Source organism: Sphingobium cyanobacteriorum (assembly GCF_030580935.1).
GTDB classification, from domain to species: Bacteria; Pseudomonadota; Alphaproteobacteria; order Sphingomonadales; family Sphingomonadaceae; genus Sphingobium; species Sphingobium cyanobacteriorum.
Genome location: NZ_JAUQOM010000027.1, coordinates 1 through 14,350, shown reverse-complemented (window position 1 = coordinate 14,350; position 14,350 = coordinate 1). Strand labels below are relative to the sequence as shown.

The 14,350-nt window shown below is 60.5% G+C and carries 19 protein-coding genes; 7 read left to right on the top strand and 12 right to left on the bottom strand.

Annotation, left to right across the window (positions count from 1 at the left end; all coding sequences use genetic code 11):
- Positions 1–51: 51 nt before the first annotated feature.
- From Q4610_RS20585 to Q4610_RS20575, 3 genes are all read right to left on the bottom strand, one after another.
- Positions 52–1,026 (bottom strand): type IV secretory system conjugative DNA transfer family protein, encoded by a 975-nt coding sequence (locus Q4610_RS20585; protein WP_482241492.1) that lies wholly within the window; start codon positions 1,024–1,026, stop codon positions 52–54.
- A 150-nt stretch (positions 1,027–1,176) separates the two neighbouring features.
- Positions 1,177–3,495: a TraI/MobA(P) family conjugative relaxase gene (gene traI / locus Q4610_RS20580; RefSeq protein ID WP_086485395.1), complete on the bottom strand. Its 2,319-nt coding sequence runs from the start codon at positions 3,493–3,495 to the stop codon at positions 1,177–1,179.
- Positions 3,496–3,510: 15 nt separating this feature from the next.
- The gene (locus Q4610_RS20575) at positions 3,511–3,897 is read right to left on the bottom strand and encodes a plasmid mobilization protein (protein WP_086485394.1); all 387 of its coding nucleotides are present in this window, start codon (positions 3,895–3,897) and stop codon (positions 3,511–3,513) included.
- A gap of 320 nt (positions 3,898–4,217) precedes the next feature.
- Between Q4610_RS20575 and Q4610_RS21870 the strand changes: the two genes are divergently transcribed.
- The 3 genes from Q4610_RS21870 to Q4610_RS20565 are packed head-to-tail and all read left to right on the top strand — an operon-like array spanning position 4,218 to position 5,760.
- A complete protein-coding gene (locus tag Q4610_RS21870; RefSeq protein ID WP_158636722.1) occupies positions 4,218–4,598 on the top strand; it encodes a TraK family protein in 381 nt (126 codons plus the stop codon).
- A complete protein-coding gene (locus Q4610_RS20570; RefSeq protein ID WP_006954191.1) occupies positions 4,595–5,320 on the top strand; it encodes a nucleotide-binding protein in 726 nt (241 codons plus the stop codon). Before Q4610_RS21870 ends, Q4610_RS20570 begins: the two co-directional genes overlap by 4 nt.
- Positions 5,320–5,760: a conjugal transfer protein TraM gene (locus Q4610_RS20565; protein ID WP_304537728.1), complete on the top strand. Its 441-nt coding sequence runs from the start codon at positions 5,320–5,322 to the stop codon at positions 5,758–5,760. The genes Q4610_RS20570 and Q4610_RS20565 overlap by 1 nt, the downstream gene beginning before the upstream one ends.
- Before the next feature lie 34 nt (positions 5,761–5,794).
- Here the strand turns inward: Q4610_RS20565 and Q4610_RS20560 are convergent, their stop codons facing one another.
- The 9 genes from Q4610_RS20560 to Q4610_RS20520 all read right to left on the bottom strand — a co-directional run bounded on the left by Q4610_RS20560 (position 5,795) and on the right by Q4610_RS20520 (position 11,576).
- Complete coding sequence (locus Q4610_RS20560; protein ID WP_044663213.1) at positions 5,795–6,427, bottom strand: IncP plasmid survival protein KfrC family protein; 633 nt, start codon at positions 6,425–6,427, stop codon at positions 5,795–5,797.
- 347 nt (positions 6,428–6,774) lie between these two features.
- Positions 6,775–7,797, bottom strand: a complete 1,023-nt coding sequence (locus tag Q4610_RS20555; RefSeq protein WP_044663212.1) for a ParB/RepB/Spo0J family partition protein — start codon at positions 7,795–7,797, stop codon at positions 6,775–6,777.
- 2 nt (positions 7,798–7,799) lie between these two features.
- Entirely contained in the window at positions 7,800–8,546 is a 747-nt protein-coding gene (locus Q4610_RS20550) for a ParA family protein (protein ID WP_006954197.1), read from the bottom strand.
- On the bottom strand, positions 8,543–8,830 hold the full coding sequence (locus tag Q4610_RS20545) for a TrfB-related DNA-binding protein (RefSeq protein WP_006954199.1): 288 nt from the start codon (positions 8,828–8,830) through the stop codon (positions 8,543–8,545). The genes Q4610_RS20550 and Q4610_RS20545 overlap by 4 nt, the downstream gene beginning before the upstream one ends.
- Positions 8,831–8,834: 4 nt before the next feature.
- Positions 8,835–9,080 (bottom strand): KleE stable inheritance protein, encoded by a 246-nt coding sequence (kleE, locus tag Q4610_RS20540; RefSeq protein WP_238320177.1) that lies wholly within the window; start codon positions 9,078–9,080, stop codon positions 8,835–8,837.
- A 189-nt stretch (positions 9,081–9,269) separates the two neighbouring features.
- Positions 9,270–9,533, bottom strand: coding sequence for a hypothetical protein (locus Q4610_RS20535; RefSeq protein ID WP_006954203.1), 264 nt, complete (start codon positions 9,531–9,533; stop codon positions 9,270–9,272).
- 104 nt (positions 9,534–9,637) lie between these two features.
- Positions 9,638–10,051, bottom strand: a complete 414-nt coding sequence (locus Q4610_RS20530) for an antirestriction protein (protein WP_006954205.1) — start codon at positions 10,049–10,051, stop codon at positions 9,638–9,640.
- 339 nt (positions 10,052–10,390) lie between these two features.
- Positions 10,391–11,158, bottom strand: a complete 768-nt coding sequence (locus Q4610_RS20525) for a GntR family transcriptional regulator (protein WP_006954207.1) — start codon at positions 11,156–11,158, stop codon at positions 10,391–10,393.
- 178 nt (positions 11,159–11,336) lie between these two features.
- Positions 11,337–11,576 (bottom strand): hypothetical protein, encoded by a 240-nt coding sequence (locus Q4610_RS20520; RefSeq protein WP_019053948.1) that lies wholly within the window; start codon positions 11,574–11,576, stop codon positions 11,337–11,339.
- Positions 11,577–12,089: 513 nt separating this feature from the next.
- Here Q4610_RS20520 and Q4610_RS20515 point away from each other — a divergent pair.
- The 4 genes from Q4610_RS20515 to trbD all read left to right on the top strand — a co-directional run bounded on the left by Q4610_RS20515 (position 12,090) and on the right by trbD (position 14,230).
- Complete coding sequence (locus tag Q4610_RS20515; RefSeq protein ID WP_019053950.1) at positions 12,090–12,491, top strand: helix-turn-helix domain-containing protein; 402 nt, start codon at positions 12,090–12,092, stop codon at positions 12,489–12,491.
- Between the two features lie 106 nt (positions 12,492–12,597).
- Positions 12,598–13,563: a P-type conjugative transfer ATPase TrbB gene (gene trbB, locus Q4610_RS20510; RefSeq protein ID WP_026149853.1), complete on the top strand. Its 966-nt coding sequence runs from the start codon at positions 12,598–12,600 to the stop codon at positions 13,561–13,563.
- Positions 13,564–13,576: 13 nt separating this feature from the next.
- A complete protein-coding gene (locus Q4610_RS20505; protein ID WP_006964400.1) occupies positions 13,577–13,957 on the top strand; it encodes a TrbC/VirB2 family protein in 381 nt (126 codons plus the stop codon).
- Positions 13,958–13,975: 18 nt separating this feature from the next.
- Positions 13,976–14,230, top strand: a complete 255-nt coding sequence (gene trbD / locus Q4610_RS20500; RefSeq protein ID WP_304537727.1) for a conjugal transfer protein TrbD — start codon at positions 13,976–13,978, stop codon at positions 14,228–14,230.
- Positions 14,231–14,350 lie beyond the last annotated feature (120 nt).

Below are 14,350 nucleotides of genomic sequence, written 5' to 3'. Positions count from 1 at the left end.
TAACGCCGCTCCCTTATCGGAGCGGAACGTCGTTCCTCGCATGGGCGATCGTCAACAACAACCAGCCCGTTCCCGACGTGTTCTCCAAGATGACCAAAATCGCAGCTTCGGGCCGACTGGGCCATCATCGGGGCGATTGAGCTGGGCGCGCGCGGCTTTGCCGACAACGGGATGATTTTTGCCGCCCGGCAAATGGCCGAACGTAAGCATTTCCTCCCAAACCTCCTGCGCGGGCCGAACCGGATCGGCCAATACGGCATCCACTTCGGCCAAGGTCGCCGCGTTGCCGCCATGCTTGGCTTTGTAGATGACATGCAGGATCACGCCTACCAGAAGCGCCCGCGAGGTCTTTTGCCAATGGCTTTCGACCCCCTTCCCGTCCGGGTCCACTATCAGCGTAGCGAGATTCTGAACGTCTGCGACTTCGTTGTCAGTCCCTACCCTGATTTCGTCCAGCGGGTTCCAGTGGGCGGAGCCGCGGGAGCTGGCCGGTTCAAATCGCATGACGATCTGGTTGGCGTGCTGCTTCCTCCAACCGGCGGTCAACGCCCATAGCTCGCCCTTCAAATCGGTGATGACGGCGCTATGCGGCCACGAAAGCAGCGTCGGGATGACAAGGCCCACGCCCTTCCCCGATCGGGTCGGGGCATAGGTTAGGCAATGCTCCGGGCCGGAATGGCGTAGATAGACCGTCTTCCCGTTCTTCTCCTGATATGCGCCAATATAGACCCCATCATTTTCAACGAGGCTGGCCGCGCGAATGTCCTCCATGTCGGCCCAGCGGGCCGATCCATGCAGATAGGCATTGCCCTTCCCGGCGTTCGATTTCGCCAGTTTGACAGCAGCGGTTATCAGGACGCCCACGCCGAAAACCACGGTGCCCACGCCCACGGCTTGCCCGAAGGCGGGTTTCAGCGCCGGAACCTCGCTCCATTTGCTGAACCATTGCAGGAAACGCCACGGGGCATAGATATGGCCCGCGTTCGGCCCCAAGGTAGCCTGATAGGCCATCTGGTGCGCGAACATCTGCGTTGCGCTCCATAAGCCTCCAAGGGCGGAACCGGCCACAAGGGCCGCCAGCAACGGGCGATTATCGCCCTTGCTTCCGCGCTCCCGCACTTGCGGCCCGATGGCTGTATTGCGCTTCTTTGCCATGCTTTGCCCTTCTCGCGGCCGTTACCGGCCGCGCCCCTTGCTTTTGACGGTGCCGTTGCTGGCAATCTCGATCGGCTCGCCAATCGCCAGCTTGCCCGCGCGGGCGGCGCTGCGCGCGTCCACGGGCAGCACAAGCATGTCAGCGCCATCTCTTAGGAGTATCAATTTCTGCCCTTCGATTTGTCGCGTCCCGGCGTAAATCAGCGGCCCATGATCGCCAGTGAACAGCCGATGCGCCGGTATATCCATTCCAATGTGACGCTTCGCATTGCGTTCCGCAATGTATTTATCCGCTGCGCTGGCCTGATCGTCGCTCACTCGCGGCCGATCGTCGTCCCGTCGCACAAGACGATCTGGCCGGGCTTTTTGGTCGTCCACGTCTGAATGAACATCACGCGGCAATAGCAAGCGACCTCGCTCGGCGTGCTGAACCACACCGAGTTGGGACAGGTCGCGCAAACTACCTCGGCTTTCGGGCGGCGGCTCTCGTCCAACGCGGCCAATGTTGGGCTTAACGGCGCGCTCGCTGGGGGCCTCGGCTCCTCCGGCGCTAGAATGTCCATTTCTGGCGGGCTGTGCGGGGCCAGCTCGAATGGCGGCGCTGCTGGCTCCTCCGCTTGCAAGGCCGGTTCCGGCGTCGGTTCCTCCGGCGCTGACGGCTCCGGGTCGGAATGTCCCGTTTCGACCTGGTGCTGTGGTGCTGGCGTCTCGTCCAGCGTCATTGACGGCGTTTCGCCCAGCAACGCCAGCGCCGCCTCTATCTCCTCGTCCAACGATTTGTCTGTCACGCGCGCGCTCCTCTTGCCTGATATTTTGACGCCGGGCCTCTAGATCGGGGTCCGCAAATGTGATGGGCATGGCCGATCGGGCGGCGGCTTCCACCACAAGGGCCTTGAATTGATCGCTGCCGCTGATCGCCAGCCTGTCGCCATAGCGTTCGTGCGCAAGCCGCAAGGCGGCAACAACGCCCTCGATCTGCGCCCCGCGCGATACATGCAGGCGCTGGCCATCATCGCGCACCGCTGCATTGGCGGTGCGATAGATGATCGTCCCGCGTTTCGTGATGTGGTCTTGCCGGATCGCTGCGGGGTGTGCTGCGCTCGGCATCGCCGCAATGTGCAGCGCATCCTTGGGAGCGGTGCGCCGTCCCTCCCGCGCGCGCAGGGCCTCAAGGGCGGTGCGGTCGCCCGCCTTGGCCTGCTCCTGTAGCCAGTCATTCCACCCGCGCCGGGAATTACGAGACGCGATGCGCTCCCGTTCCCGCCCGTGGGCGGCAACAATCTTCGCAATCGCGGCCTTGGTGGACCGGGCCGCCAGTGCGTAATTGAGGCGCTTAACAGCCGGGCCGCCACCTAGCAGCTTTATCGCCGCCCGCTTCGTCCTCCCGATGCGCTTCACCTGTTCAATGGCCGCGCGGCGCTTGGCTGCGGCCTCGGCCAGCTCGACCTTTCGGCGCGTGGCGCGCGTGCCCTGCTGGGCGCGGTAGGCAGCAAATAGGCCGCTGGTGTCGATACGGGAGGGCACGGGGCGCTTTTCATAGGTCTGTCGGGCTTTCGGTGCCCCCTCCCCTCCCCGCGCGCTCTGGAAGGCTCCCAAGCGTTTCTCTAACGCCCCTTTTGACAGCTCGCGCGCGATGGAACTGGCCTTTACGGTCGTTCCGTCCATCGCAGCGAATATCAGGCCGTTGCCGCGCGCCTGCACGGACAGGCCGAAGTCGGCCGCGATCTGGTGCAACTCGGTCCAGCTCGCGGCGGCCTTCAAGGGTTCGGCGCAATTCCGCTGCGCCCAGCCTATCAGGCTCTCCGTGCCCGCGATCTGCTCCATGTCCTTCGCGCGGTTTTCCCCGCCGCGCTGGTGGGCGTTGTGGTTGACGCGCTCCAAACCGTGACGGACCTCTAGCAGCTCGCATAGCTCGGCAAGCGTCCGATAATCCCGCAAGGGCGTATGGATCGTGTGGCGGGTCGGATGAATCTTGTTGATCGCCAGATGAATATGCGTGTGGTCGGTGTCGTGATGAACGGCGCTGATCCGCTGATGCTCGGCAAAGCCCAGCCCCGCGCAAATCGTCTCCTCAATATCGCGCAAGGCTTCCGCGCTCGGACTCTCGCCGGGAGGAAACGAAATTATGAGGTGATATGTCTTGTCCGAAGCCGCCCGCTGATTGGCCGATTGGACAAGCATAACGTCCTGTGCGGCATCTTCTGGCGTCTCGCCTCGGCAGTTGGTGACAGTCACCACGCCCACGCGCTCATCACGCCCCTGCGCGCTGGTGATGTATCGCACCAACCCGCCGAAATCGCTCTTTGCGGTCGCCTTCATGGGGACGTGTTTTGCAATCATCCGCGCGGCCCTTTTTTAGCCGCTAAAATCTTGCCGGGACCGCAAGACCTTTCGGATGATCCCGGCCAGCTCCTCCTGATTGGCCTCAATCTTGGACAGCACGCCCCGAATGACGACCGGCATCCGTTCGGGGGCCATTTCCTCCAACTTGGCGTCGTCGGTAAGCCATAGCTTCAACAGGCCGCCAAGACGGCCAAGGTCGCCATTGACGCGCACCAACTCACGCCCCTGTTCTATGTCGATTATGGGGCGCGGCTGATGCCCCAACCCAAGCACACGCAAATAGGCCGACGCGCTCAACCCGCTGGCCTGTGCGGCGGCTTCAATCGTCGCCTTGTCCTCGGCGCTGCACCATATCTTGATGTGGTGCCGCTCGCGCTTCGCCTTGGGTCTGTCGTTCAAATCACCTTCCCTTCGCTGCGGTAGCGGCGGCCTCGCAGAGCAAGAATCCCGTTGAGCGCCCCCGGCGCGAATAAGGGGAGTGATGGGGGTGTCCGCGCTTGCGTGGATGCCTCCATCACCTATCTTGCCCCGTCTTCGACGTTTAGACGCCAAATAGAAACTGTTGCTGGAACGATCATATATCGTTCACCCCCGAAAATATCTAGCGCCACACGGCCTAATCTGGCAGAAAAATACGATATAGCGGGAGTTCATCGGTTCGTGGCCGGTTTATGAACGCATTATAGCCGATTATGCGCCGAAAAATATCGTAGGTGGAAATGACAGACAGCGGGAAATCCTTCACGGAGCGATTGCGCGAACGGGCGGCCTCACGGGAGCCGGGGGGCAAAAACCGGAACCTCGCGCAATTCCTCGCCGCTCGATCGGACATAGATGCAGCCCTTGCGGAAGGATGGCCGGTGCGCGGCATATGGGAGCTGCTGACGGAGGAAGGCCGCATTAGCTTCGGCTATGCGTGGTTCGCCAAATACGTTCGCCGGTATCGCGCGCCAGCTACCGGGGAACCGCCCAAGGCATCGCCAGCGCCCCCCTCCCCTTCCCGATCAGCAACGGCCTCGGCCGAAGCTGATCCGCCGCCCCGGCCCAAACCGGCGCGCTTCAATCACCCGGCCACTCCGAACAAAGAGGATTTGGTATGAGCAACGTCCACATAGTTTTGCAGGGCAAGGGAGGTGTGGGCAAGTCGCTCGCCGCCTCGATGCTGGCCCAATATCTGACCAAGCGAGGCGAAAGCCCGCTCTGCATTGATACCGATCCGATCAACGCCACCCTTGCCGGGTTTCAGTCCCTCAACGTGTCCAAGGTCGAGCTGCTGGAAAACGGCGACATAAACCCGCGCAAATTCGACGCCATGATGGAAATGATCGCCGGTTCCAAGGAATCGGTGGTCATTGACAGCGGCGCGAGCAGCTACAGCGCCCTATCCTCCTATATGTTCGACAACGGTGCGCCTGACGTGATTGCCGATCTGGGCCATAAGCTCGTCCTGCATACCATTATCGTAGGCGGGCAATCGCTGATCGACACGCTTCAAGGCTTCGCCTCGGTAGCCGAAGCCTTCCCCGATCCGGCTGCAATCGTCGTGTGGCTCAACCCCTATCATGGGCCTGTCGAGGCAGAGGGTAAGAGTTTTGAACAGCTCAAAGCCTACCGGGAGCTAAAGGATCGGGTCGCCGCGATCGTCACCCTCCCCGATCTGAGAAAGGAAACCTTCGGGGCGGACGTTCGGGACATGCTGGCCGCGCGCAAGACTTTTGAGGAAACGCTTGCCGATGGCGACATAGCCCTGATGCAGCGTCACCGCCTCGGCCGCGTTCGTGATGCGGTCTTTGCTGAACTCGACAAGGCTAAGGTCGTGTAATGGCCGATCACGAAAAAATCGCGGCGCTGATCGCGGAAATCTCGCGCCAGCACGGGGTCACGCTGTCCGCCGATGATCCCTTGATGATCCTGCAAACCATCAACGCGATGTTGCTGGGCGAAAGCGCCGATGCGCAGGAGGAGCAACTAAAGGCGTTCAAAAGCGAGCTGGAAGACATGAGCAATCGTTGGTCGATTACTATCACCGACAAGGCGGAATCGGTGCTGAACGCCGCGCTGGATGCCTCGGAAGCCGCCATGAATGAACGTATGGAGGCCGCAGCGAAGGCTATCATCAAGGAAGTCGGAGAACATATCGGGACGGGGCTACAAAAGCCCCTGAACGATGGCCGGGCCGTCGCTAACCGCAATCTCCTAGCGTCGGGCCTGACGCTGATCGCGGCGCTGGTAGTGTTGGCCGCTGCCCTGTTCCATCATTGACGCCAGCGAAGGCCCCTCCCCCCCGTGGGTCGCGCTATCCCCCGTCTCTCGCCAATCCGCGCGCGAGCGTGCGGCCTGACGGTTTCCGATCGTCCGCCCCGCGCTCGACCGTCTTTTCCCTGATCTGCTCTTTCTCCCGCTCCGCGCGCATGTGCAGCTCATGCAACCGGCGCGCCTGCATCAGCTCCTCGAAATCATCGACAAGTTTCGGCTCTCGATATTCGAGTTTGGCCGCCGCGATCGTCTCCACGCGCGGGCCGTGAACGGCCATACCGTCGCGGATTTCGCGCACGGCTTCTAGCCTTACCGCGATCCGCTGCACGGCCGCTTGCGCATTGGCAATCCGGGCCTGCCATGCTTGGCGCTTGCCGGGCAGGGACAGGAAGCCGGGGGGCTGCTGCTGGATTTGCTGCAAGCGGGCGGTTTGCTGCTCCATCATGCTTTCTAGGCGGTCCTCGATCTGGTTCGCCTGCTCAACCTTCTCCTCAATGACCGTCTGTAGCTGGGCGTTATAGGTTTCCTCGGTTGGCGCGGTGGCGATAGCTGCCGTTTCCTGACTATCCAGCGTGCGCGCCTCGTCTAGCAGCCGGTCGGCATCGGCCTGTGGGTCGCCCGTTCCCTCGTCCAGTGAGAACTTGTCCGGGTCTGCAATCGGCGTGTCCTGCATGGCCGTTCCTTTAGCGGCTAAAATTTCGAGCTTGCACTATATCCGATTTTCCAGCCTCCCGCGCCACAAAAAAGGCCCCGCTTGCGCGGGGCCATCAACTCGATGCTATGCGTCACTCAACGCATGTCGGGGGGAGGGTGCGGATTTGCCATCCACCAGTTCGGTTGCCCCCACGGCCCGTCTAACCATTCCCCATTTGTCAATTCGCCGCGAGTCCATATCCAATCGCAGCCCTCGCTATATGGCCGCCATGTGTCGCCGGTCGTCCATGCGAGAAGGATTTCAACACCAGATGGGGCTGTCTCGATAGGTTGCCAATCGTCGGTAGCCATAGATACCTCCAAATATTACCCCTCAAGAAGCGCGAGAAGCTGCACTTTCCCAAGATCGACCTCGGTTTCCTCGCCGCTGTCTTCATACTTGATCCACGCCACGCCATCGCGCGAGGGCCGCTTATTCAGGATCAGACGGGCAGGGCGCTTGCTATGGGAAACCTGCACAATGGCCTTTTTCAGCTTTAGCGGGTCTTCCTCTTTCGGTTCCTTCTCCTCCTCGGCCCCGGCGTCGTCACCAGCTCCGCCGTTGCCCTCATCGTCGCCCGCCTCCTCCTCGGCCTCGCCGCTCAAGCCGGACTCAAGGAACTCCTTCAAGAGCCGCACCGATCCGCGCGTAATCTCCTGATCGGCATCGGCCAGCCAGCGCGCCACGCCCTCGCTATGCTTCTTGTGGAGGCCCACAAGGTCATAGATCAACGTCACGTCCTTGCAACGCCCGCTCTGGAACGCCTTGGCGATCGGCTCCGGCAAATCGAGCAATGCCGCGTGCTGGGTGACAAAGGCCGGGGATTTCCCGATGGCCTTGGCAATCTCGCCCTTCTTTTTCCCGTTGGCCAGCTCGCGGCCGATGTAGTCGGCAATCTCGCGGGCCGTGAGAGCGTCACGCTGCAAATTCTCAATGACCTGATCGGCCTCGGTATAATCAGGGTCGATGAAGCCCGGAATTGTCACTTTCTCGGCCAACAGGGACGCGCGATAGCGGCGCGCGCCGTGGTTGATGAGATAGCGCCCCTCCACCTTGGGGTTGGGCCGAACGGAAATAGGCGTCTTCACGCCGCGCGCCCTGATCGTCTCGGCCATTTCCGCCAGCGAATTTTCGTCAAACTGCTTGCGGGGCTGGTGCGGGTCTTCGTCAATCAGCGCCAGCTCCAATTCGAGCGGAGCGCCAGAACCGCCCTCCGGGGCCGCAGGAGAGGCTAGGAGGCTCGAAAGGTCGCCCAACCCCTCCAACCCTAGCCCGGCGTTCTGCGCGGGCTTCTGCGTGGCCTTGGTGGACGATTTGCCCGCCTTCTTGTCCTCGGTGTTGTCGGCCATCGTCAAATCTCCATCTTTTCTTGAATGTGGCGGGCCATCGCTCGCATTTCCTGCGCCGCTTTCCGCGCCGAAGTCCGTTTGATCGACCAAACCGGCAAGCCCGACGCCAGCGCGTCCGCAACGCTGCTCCGGTTTCCGATCGGCGTCGGAATGACCAACTGGGGATAAGCACGGGTCAACTCGTCAAGGTGCTGCCCGTGCCGGGGATTCCGGCCATCAACCTTGCTCGGTATCATGCCAAGGAATTGCAGCGCCGGGTTCGCGCGCCGGATATTGGCGATCGTCGTCACCATCTTCTCAATGCCCTGCAAACTGTAGGCTTCAAGCTCGATGGGCGAGGCCGCAAAGTCGGCCGATAGCAACGCCGCTGCCATTCGGACCCCAAGGGAAGGGGGGGTATCTATCAGGCACACGTCAAAGCCTTCCGCCTCGATCACGGCCAGACTGCGCTTGAACGCGCCAGCAGCCGCACCGAGATCTAGTTTCTCAAGATCGGCCAACCGCGCGTCGGCGGAAAAGACAGCAATCCCCTCGGCGTTAGCCAGGTCGAATTGTGACACGGCATCGAAAAGGCCGCTCGCCAAGGCTCCGCTATCATATTCGCCAAGGGTGAAGCTGGCATTTCCTTGGGTGTCCAAGTCAATAACTGCGACCTTCAACCCCTGTTCTTTGAAGTAATAGGCAAGATGAACGGTCGTTGAAGTTTTACCAACGCCGCCTTTCTGGTTCGCTATGACAAGTGTTTTCATCGTTTGGCGTCCAATCTTTCCACCGCCTCGCGCTGCCATTGCCGCACAAGGAAGGCTTTATGTTTCGGTAAAATCGCCGTCACACGCTCGAAACCTTCGGGAACCTCGCTATGCGCGTTCCAAATCCGGTTGACCGCCAGACAAACGGCATTGCGGGACACGCCTTCGCGCTTCGCCACGGCCGATTGGGCCTCGCCGTCCACCAGAACGGCGCGCGCCATGTCGAGCGGACGCGCCGCGATATTGAGCCGTCCAGCAGCTTGCTCAAAGGCCGACGCGCTCAAGCGTTTATCCATTGCGCCTGCCGCGATTCTTCTCGCGGTATAGCTTCGGCTCATAGACGCCAAGGAAGATGTAGAGGGCGATATAGACCGCATAATAGGCGAGGAACTGCCAACCGGCATGAACATCCGGCGTGTTCCAATACCAGAGCATCCGGCAGAACTGCCAGAATACGACAAGCGGGATGATGAAGCGCGCGACGGTCCAGATCAGGACTCCGAACGTCCAGACGGCCGCAATGACGTAATCCACGCGGTTGCCCTCCCATGCGGGTGGAGGATTGGGAAGCCGCATGACCGCAAAACGTGCGGGCAGCGGGGGAATTTTCGCCTTCATCGGAATACTCCGGTTTCGACCTTGGCGGGTTGCCCGGTCACAACCGATATAATGACAGCATCCCGAACCGTGTCAAGCCCCCGTAAAGTCTGAACGGCAATAATTTTAGCCGCTAAAATCGTCGTTCTGGTGTTCCCAAATATTTCCCAAGCCCGCAGCCGCGCACAACAGCGCCCATGCCGAATAGGGAATCTGATCGTCGCCGCCCGTCCAGCGCCGAATAACGCGGGTATTGCTCAAGCCTAGAAACTTGGACGCGCTGCCCCCTGTCATGTCCGCTGCTTTGAGGACCGCCCTTACCTCATCCGGCGTCGGCTGCTGCCACCCCTGATCGGCGGGCAATAGGCAATCTGGCCGAACATCAATCATGCGCGCGTCTGTTCCTTCGCTGGCGTTGCTCCTCATGGCGGCCGAATGAGGAATATGCCCGATAGGCAGGGAAGGGAAGGGGGGCACGCTGCCCCCCTGTGGCGCTAGTCGAGCGCGGCACCGATCGGCCCCGCTTCCGAATGTTGGGCGGCATAGGCAGATGCCCACGCATAGAGCTGGGCAAATTGATCCTCGCCGTATTTTTCGTGCATATGCCCCAGCATGAACAGGGTGGCTATAAGGCCCGCCGCGTCGGCCGAAACGTCGCCAGAGAAGCCGTTGCCGTCCCATTCCAGACGATATTGGGGCTGATCGCCGGGGGCCATGTAGAACCCGCCGTTCGATAGGGTGTAGAAATGCCAATATGCGCCCGTGTAGTCGGCGGATAGCTTGGACATATAGCCATAGGTGACGGCCTCGACCTCGATCATGCGCGCCAGCCCGAACAGCCGGGGCAGGCACATAATCCGGTCTTCTTCGCCAACCAGCACGGCGGCAATTCTCTCTCTGTTGCTCATCGGACTTCTCCGGTTTCGACCTTGGCACCATAGCCCGGCCATATCCGATATATTGGAAGTTTCCCGGTTGCTGTCAAGTTACGCTCGCCCGCCATGAAAATCTTTTAGCCGCTAAAATGGCCTCCATCGCAAGGCATATTTGGTCGCTGCCCCGCAGTTTTACAGAGTGCCGCTATCCGCGCCCCGAATGGACACGCATGTCAGCTCCCCAAATCGGAGCCTTACCCCCTTTTTGGTGTTCAAACAGTCTCAATTAAGTGTTGCGCGACTAGCGCAACTCCGCATCACCTTAGATAAATAAACTCAAGGGGAGGTTCAGAACCATTATGAGACTCACGGCTAGGCAACAACGCCATCACGGGCGCAAATGCCGTTCCATAGGCTGATTAGGGCCTCCGCTGTGGCCTTGCATGTCGTCGTCTCCCGTATGTAATCGGCCTTGCTCAACCGGGAGAGCATCCAAGCCTCATCTTCAAGCCGGTCCTGTAGGCGCTGGGCCTCGTCGTCGGGCACCGGGGCAGGGCGCTTGCGCCGGTCGAGCAATTCGAGAAGCATCCTCGGCAATTCCACCCGATAGGCATTGGAGGTCTGCTCTGATCGCGCCCCGTCCTCTGTGACGGTGTGGACGTAGCGCCGCAGGCGCGCCAGCAAGCCGATGCTGGTAAGGGCGTTCAAGGCCCTTGCGACGGTGGCCCTAGAGACGGTCGCCCATTCGGCTATCATTTCATAGCTGGGCACCACGTTGCCCCTGAAACGCTCCTCCATCCGCAACAGGGCTTGATACACCCGGATCGTGGAATTGGTGATGCTCATGCAATAGTGCTCGAACTGCGTTATCTCGCGCGGCTCGCGCCGCAGCTCCGCGCGCAGGGCGCGGCCCTTTTCAAACGCCAGATTGATCGCACGCCAGCATCCCTTGCGCGTCTTGGTGTCTCGCGCCGCGAGGAAGCCCTTTTCTACGTCGCTCCCGGCTTCCTTGCTGCCGCCGCGCACGCGGGCCTTGGTGATGTGCTTCCCGCCCCGGCTACGGTCGCCATAGGCTCGGCCGAAAAGCTGCTGGGTCAGCTCCCCGATCGCCAGCGGCCCTTTTCTTCTGGTGTCACTCATCGTCGTCCCTCCTTTGCGAAGGGCCGGGAGACAGGCAAAAAAATCCCGTTGCGCGAATCAAGCGCCCTTGAACCGAAGTCCGAAAACCGCTAAGTGGGAAATTGTCTGTAGGTTCAGTGTTGGCGCACTGTCCCACTAAGCGGTTTTGAGGGTGCCCGGCTTCGAGCCGGGCATTTTCTTATCCACTCACGGCCAGAAACTCCTGTTGCAGAAACATATCGTCCCCGATCCGCTCTAGGATCGCGTTGATTGCAGCCTCGCGGGACGTGAATCCCTTGCTGGCTTTCACCCTCTCCACGATCTCGACGGCTTTAGGGGACAAGGCCAAACTCATGCGCTTAAAGCCCTGCTCGCTCTGTGCCTTGGCGCGTTTGCGCTGGGACAGCGTGGAGGGTTTGAGTTGCGTATGATTCGCCATAATGCCCCGGCTTAAAGGACATTAAAGGTTCTGGCAATTCAGTGCTGAAAAAATATGCTGGCGACTGAAAGACATATATAGAAAAGCGGTCTGCGTTTACGTCGAAGTCCGCAGTTCAAGAGCATCAACGAGTGGCTTCTTGGGCCTACCAACTGAAAGAATCGAAGCTATAGCCTTACATTATCGAGCTACGCGCTACAGCCGTAATTTTCAAAATTGGTCGCCGCGATCTGATCGGCAATTAGCATCTTGGGGCCTGCGCTCGATCCTGCGAGCATTTACGGAATGGACGCCAAAGAGAATTACGCGGAAGCCTGATCTTGTCTCTCGCGCGTCACTTTCTTCTTTCAATCCGTTCGCTGCCACCCGTTATGCGCGCTCGCGCGCTCGGCCCGGCTCGTCCAAAAATGATGCTATAAACAATCATATTCGGCGTCATACCGCTTCCTTTCTCGCGCGCTCCGGCATATCCTCCGCAGCTACCCGGAATTTTAGCGGCTAAAACCAACCCCCTTGCGGAAGAAAGAAACCGAACCTGTGTATCGGAAGGTTCTCGCGATTAACATTAACCGCTTCTTGGCCTTAAGACGGCTCAAGAAAAAAGACCTCGCGGAGAACGCGGGGCTGTCTGTGTCCTTCGTATCTGACGTTACAGCCGGTAAGGGAAACCCGTCGCTCGAAACAATCGCCGCCATCGCAAATGCTCTGGAAGTCCCGCTCGTCGCGCTACTGGAACCGCCGCCTATCGGCACCGATGGCTGGGACGCCAGCCTAGCCGATACCTTATCAAAAGAAGATAAAAAGCTGGGGCTTCCTCCCGGTTATAAGCGCGTTTCCGCTATCGTCACGGATCATCAAGCGTTTCAGATAGCACAATGGCACAAGGCTGCCCACGCTAAGTTGCGTCGGTCCTGACAATCCCCCCAATCTGAACCTAATTCTTTGCAATCGTTCTGGTTGCCTCCATGAAAATTCCGGTATATCCCTTGCGTCCATTTTGTTTTGGCAGGGACGGTGCTTCATGGAGGCCAAGGGGGAACCCGCTCAAGATACGGTAAAAGAGCGTGCGAAGGAGATGCTTCGCCGCTCCATGCAACCGCTTATGTTGGATGCGCTTGCCGACCCCAAGACCGTTGAGCTGATCCTGAACGCCGATGGCAAGCTATGGCTGGAACGCCTTGGCGAACGCATGATCTGCATCGGTAAGGTCGCCCCAAGCCGGGCCGAGGCGATCATCAAGGCGGTCGCTGGCTATCATAACAAGGAAGTGACGCGGGCCTCCCCGGTTCTGGAAGGCGAGTTTCCTATAGATGGCTCGCGCTTCGCCGGACAGATGCCCCCGGTCGTGCCCGCGCCGACCTTCGCCATCCGAAAACGCGCCGTGGCGATCTTTACCCTCGAACAATATGTGGAGGGCGGGATTATGACGGCGGAGCAATGCAGCCTCATCCATGAGGCTATCCGCGCGCACCGCAACATTCTGGTGATTGGCGGCACCGGCAGCGGCAAAACAACGCTAGTGAATGCCATTATCAACGGGATGGTGGACGCGGACCCGACCGAACGGCTCGTAATCATTGAAGATACCGGCGAGATTCAATGCGCCGCTGAAAACTACGTCCAGTTCCACACGTCCCCGCAAATCACCATGACGGCGCTGCTCAAAACCACGCTGCGGATGCGGCCCGATCGTATCCTAGTGGGCGAGGTGCGCGGCCCGGAAGCCCTCGACCTGCTCATGGCGTGGAACACCGGCCACGAGGGCGGAGCGGCCACGCTGCACGCCAACAACGCCGAAGCGGGCCTTAGCAGGCTCCAAATGCTCATCAGTATGCACCCCGATTCACCACGGCCGATTGAGCCGCTGATTGGTGATGCGGTGCATTTGATCGTCCACATCGCGCGCACGCCAGAGGGTCGCCGCATTGAAAGCCTGCTGGAAGTCGGGGGCTTCGTGGATGGGAAATACATTTTGCGCAAACTGTGAAGGAGCATGACATATGACGTTGTTTTGGAATGACGCCGCCGCCCGCCGTAAGGCGCTCATATGGGGTATGCTGGGGCTGGCGCTCGTCATGCTCCTGCTCTGGCCTCACGCGGCTTGGGCCTCGGATACCACGGGCGGCCTGCCTTACGAATCCTATCTGACCAAGGTGCGCCAGTCGATGACCGGCACCGTCGGTTATACCTTCGCCCTCGTCGGCATCGTCGTTGCCGGTGGTGTCCTGATCTTCGGCGGCGATCTCAACGGCTTTGTGCGAACGCTGTTGCTGATCGTCCTCGTCGCCTCGATGCTCGTCGGCGCTAACTCGGTCCTGTCCTCCATCACGGGCGGCGGTGCGGTGATTACCGGCACCGCTTCGCCCGCGCTGGCAGGCTAAAGGGGAGGGCCGGTCAACATGGCTCTGCGATCAGTGCCTATTCGCCGCTCTGGCGTCCGCAACAATCTGTTTTTGGGTGGGGACCGCGAGCTGGTCATGCTCACGGGCCTAGCGTCGATGGCGCTGATCGTTCCGGCCATCAATTCCTTGAAGGCGTGGGCCGCTGGCCTGCTGATCTGGTTTGCAGGCGTGTGGGCCTGTCGTCTCATGGCGAAATCGGACCCGCTGATGCGGTTCGTTTACATGCGGCACCGCACCTATCGCCCCTACTAGGGGTGACTACACGAAAGTGACGTATCTGCACGGTAAGGGCGAACGGATAGCGAACGTCACGCGGCGAGCAGGGATCGGACGGCGCGCAGCGGCCGCAAGGCATCCGGATCGGGCCGGTCT

Bases quoted from the DNA above. Each gene is read 5' to 3' on its own strand.
- Q4610_RS20585 (WP_482241492.1), bottom strand. From the start codon at position 1,026: ATGTTCGCGCACCAGATGGCCTATCAGGCTACCTTGGGGCCGAACGCG.
- traI (WP_086485395.1), bottom strand. From the start codon at position 3,495: ATGATTGCAAAACACGTCCCCATGAAGGCGACCGCAAAGAGCGATTTC.
- Q4610_RS21870 (WP_158636722.1), top strand. From the start codon at position 4,218: ATGACAGACAGCGGGAAATCCTTCACGGAGCGATTGCGCGAACGGGCG.
- Q4610_RS20570 (WP_006954191.1), top strand. From the start codon at position 4,595: ATGAGCAACGTCCACATAGTTTTGCAGGGCAAGGGAGGTGTGGGCAAG.
- Q4610_RS20565 (WP_304537728.1), top strand. From the start codon at position 5,320: ATGGCCGATCACGAAAAAATCGCGGCGCTGATCGCGGAAATCTCGCGC.
- Q4610_RS20560 (WP_044663213.1), bottom strand. From the start codon at position 6,427: ATGCAGGACACGCCGATTGCAGACCCGGACAAGTTCTCACTGGACGAG.
- Q4610_RS20555 (WP_044663212.1), bottom strand. From the start codon at position 7,797: ATGGCCGACAACACCGAGGACAAGAAGGCGGGCAAATCGTCCACCAAG.
- Q4610_RS20550 (WP_006954197.1), bottom strand. From the start codon at position 8,546: ATGAAAACACTTGTCATAGCGAACCAGAAAGGCGGCGTTGGTAAAACT.
- Q4610_RS20535 (WP_006954203.1), bottom strand. From the start codon at position 9,533: ATGATTGATGTTCGGCCAGATTGCCTATTGCCCGCCGATCAGGGGTGG.
- Q4610_RS20530 (WP_006954205.1), bottom strand. From the start codon at position 10,051: ATGAGCAACAGAGAGAGAATTGCCGCCGTGCTGGTTGGCGAAGAAGAC.
- Q4610_RS20525 (WP_006954207.1), bottom strand. From the start codon at position 11,158: ATGAGTGACACCAGAAGAAAAGGGCCGCTGGCGATCGGGGAGCTGACC.
- Q4610_RS20520 (WP_019053948.1), bottom strand. From the start codon at position 11,576: ATGGCGAATCATACGCAACTCAAACCCTCCACGCTGTCCCAGCGCAAA.
- trbB (WP_026149853.1), top strand. From the start codon at position 12,598: ATGGAGGCCAAGGGGGAACCCGCTCAAGATACGGTAAAAGAGCGTGCG.
- Q4610_RS20505 (WP_006964400.1), top strand. From the start codon at position 13,577: ATGACGTTGTTTTGGAATGACGCCGCCGCCCGCCGTAAGGCGCTCATA.
- trbD (WP_304537727.1), top strand. From the start codon at position 13,976: ATGGCTCTGCGATCAGTGCCTATTCGCCGCTCTGGCGTCCGCAACAAT.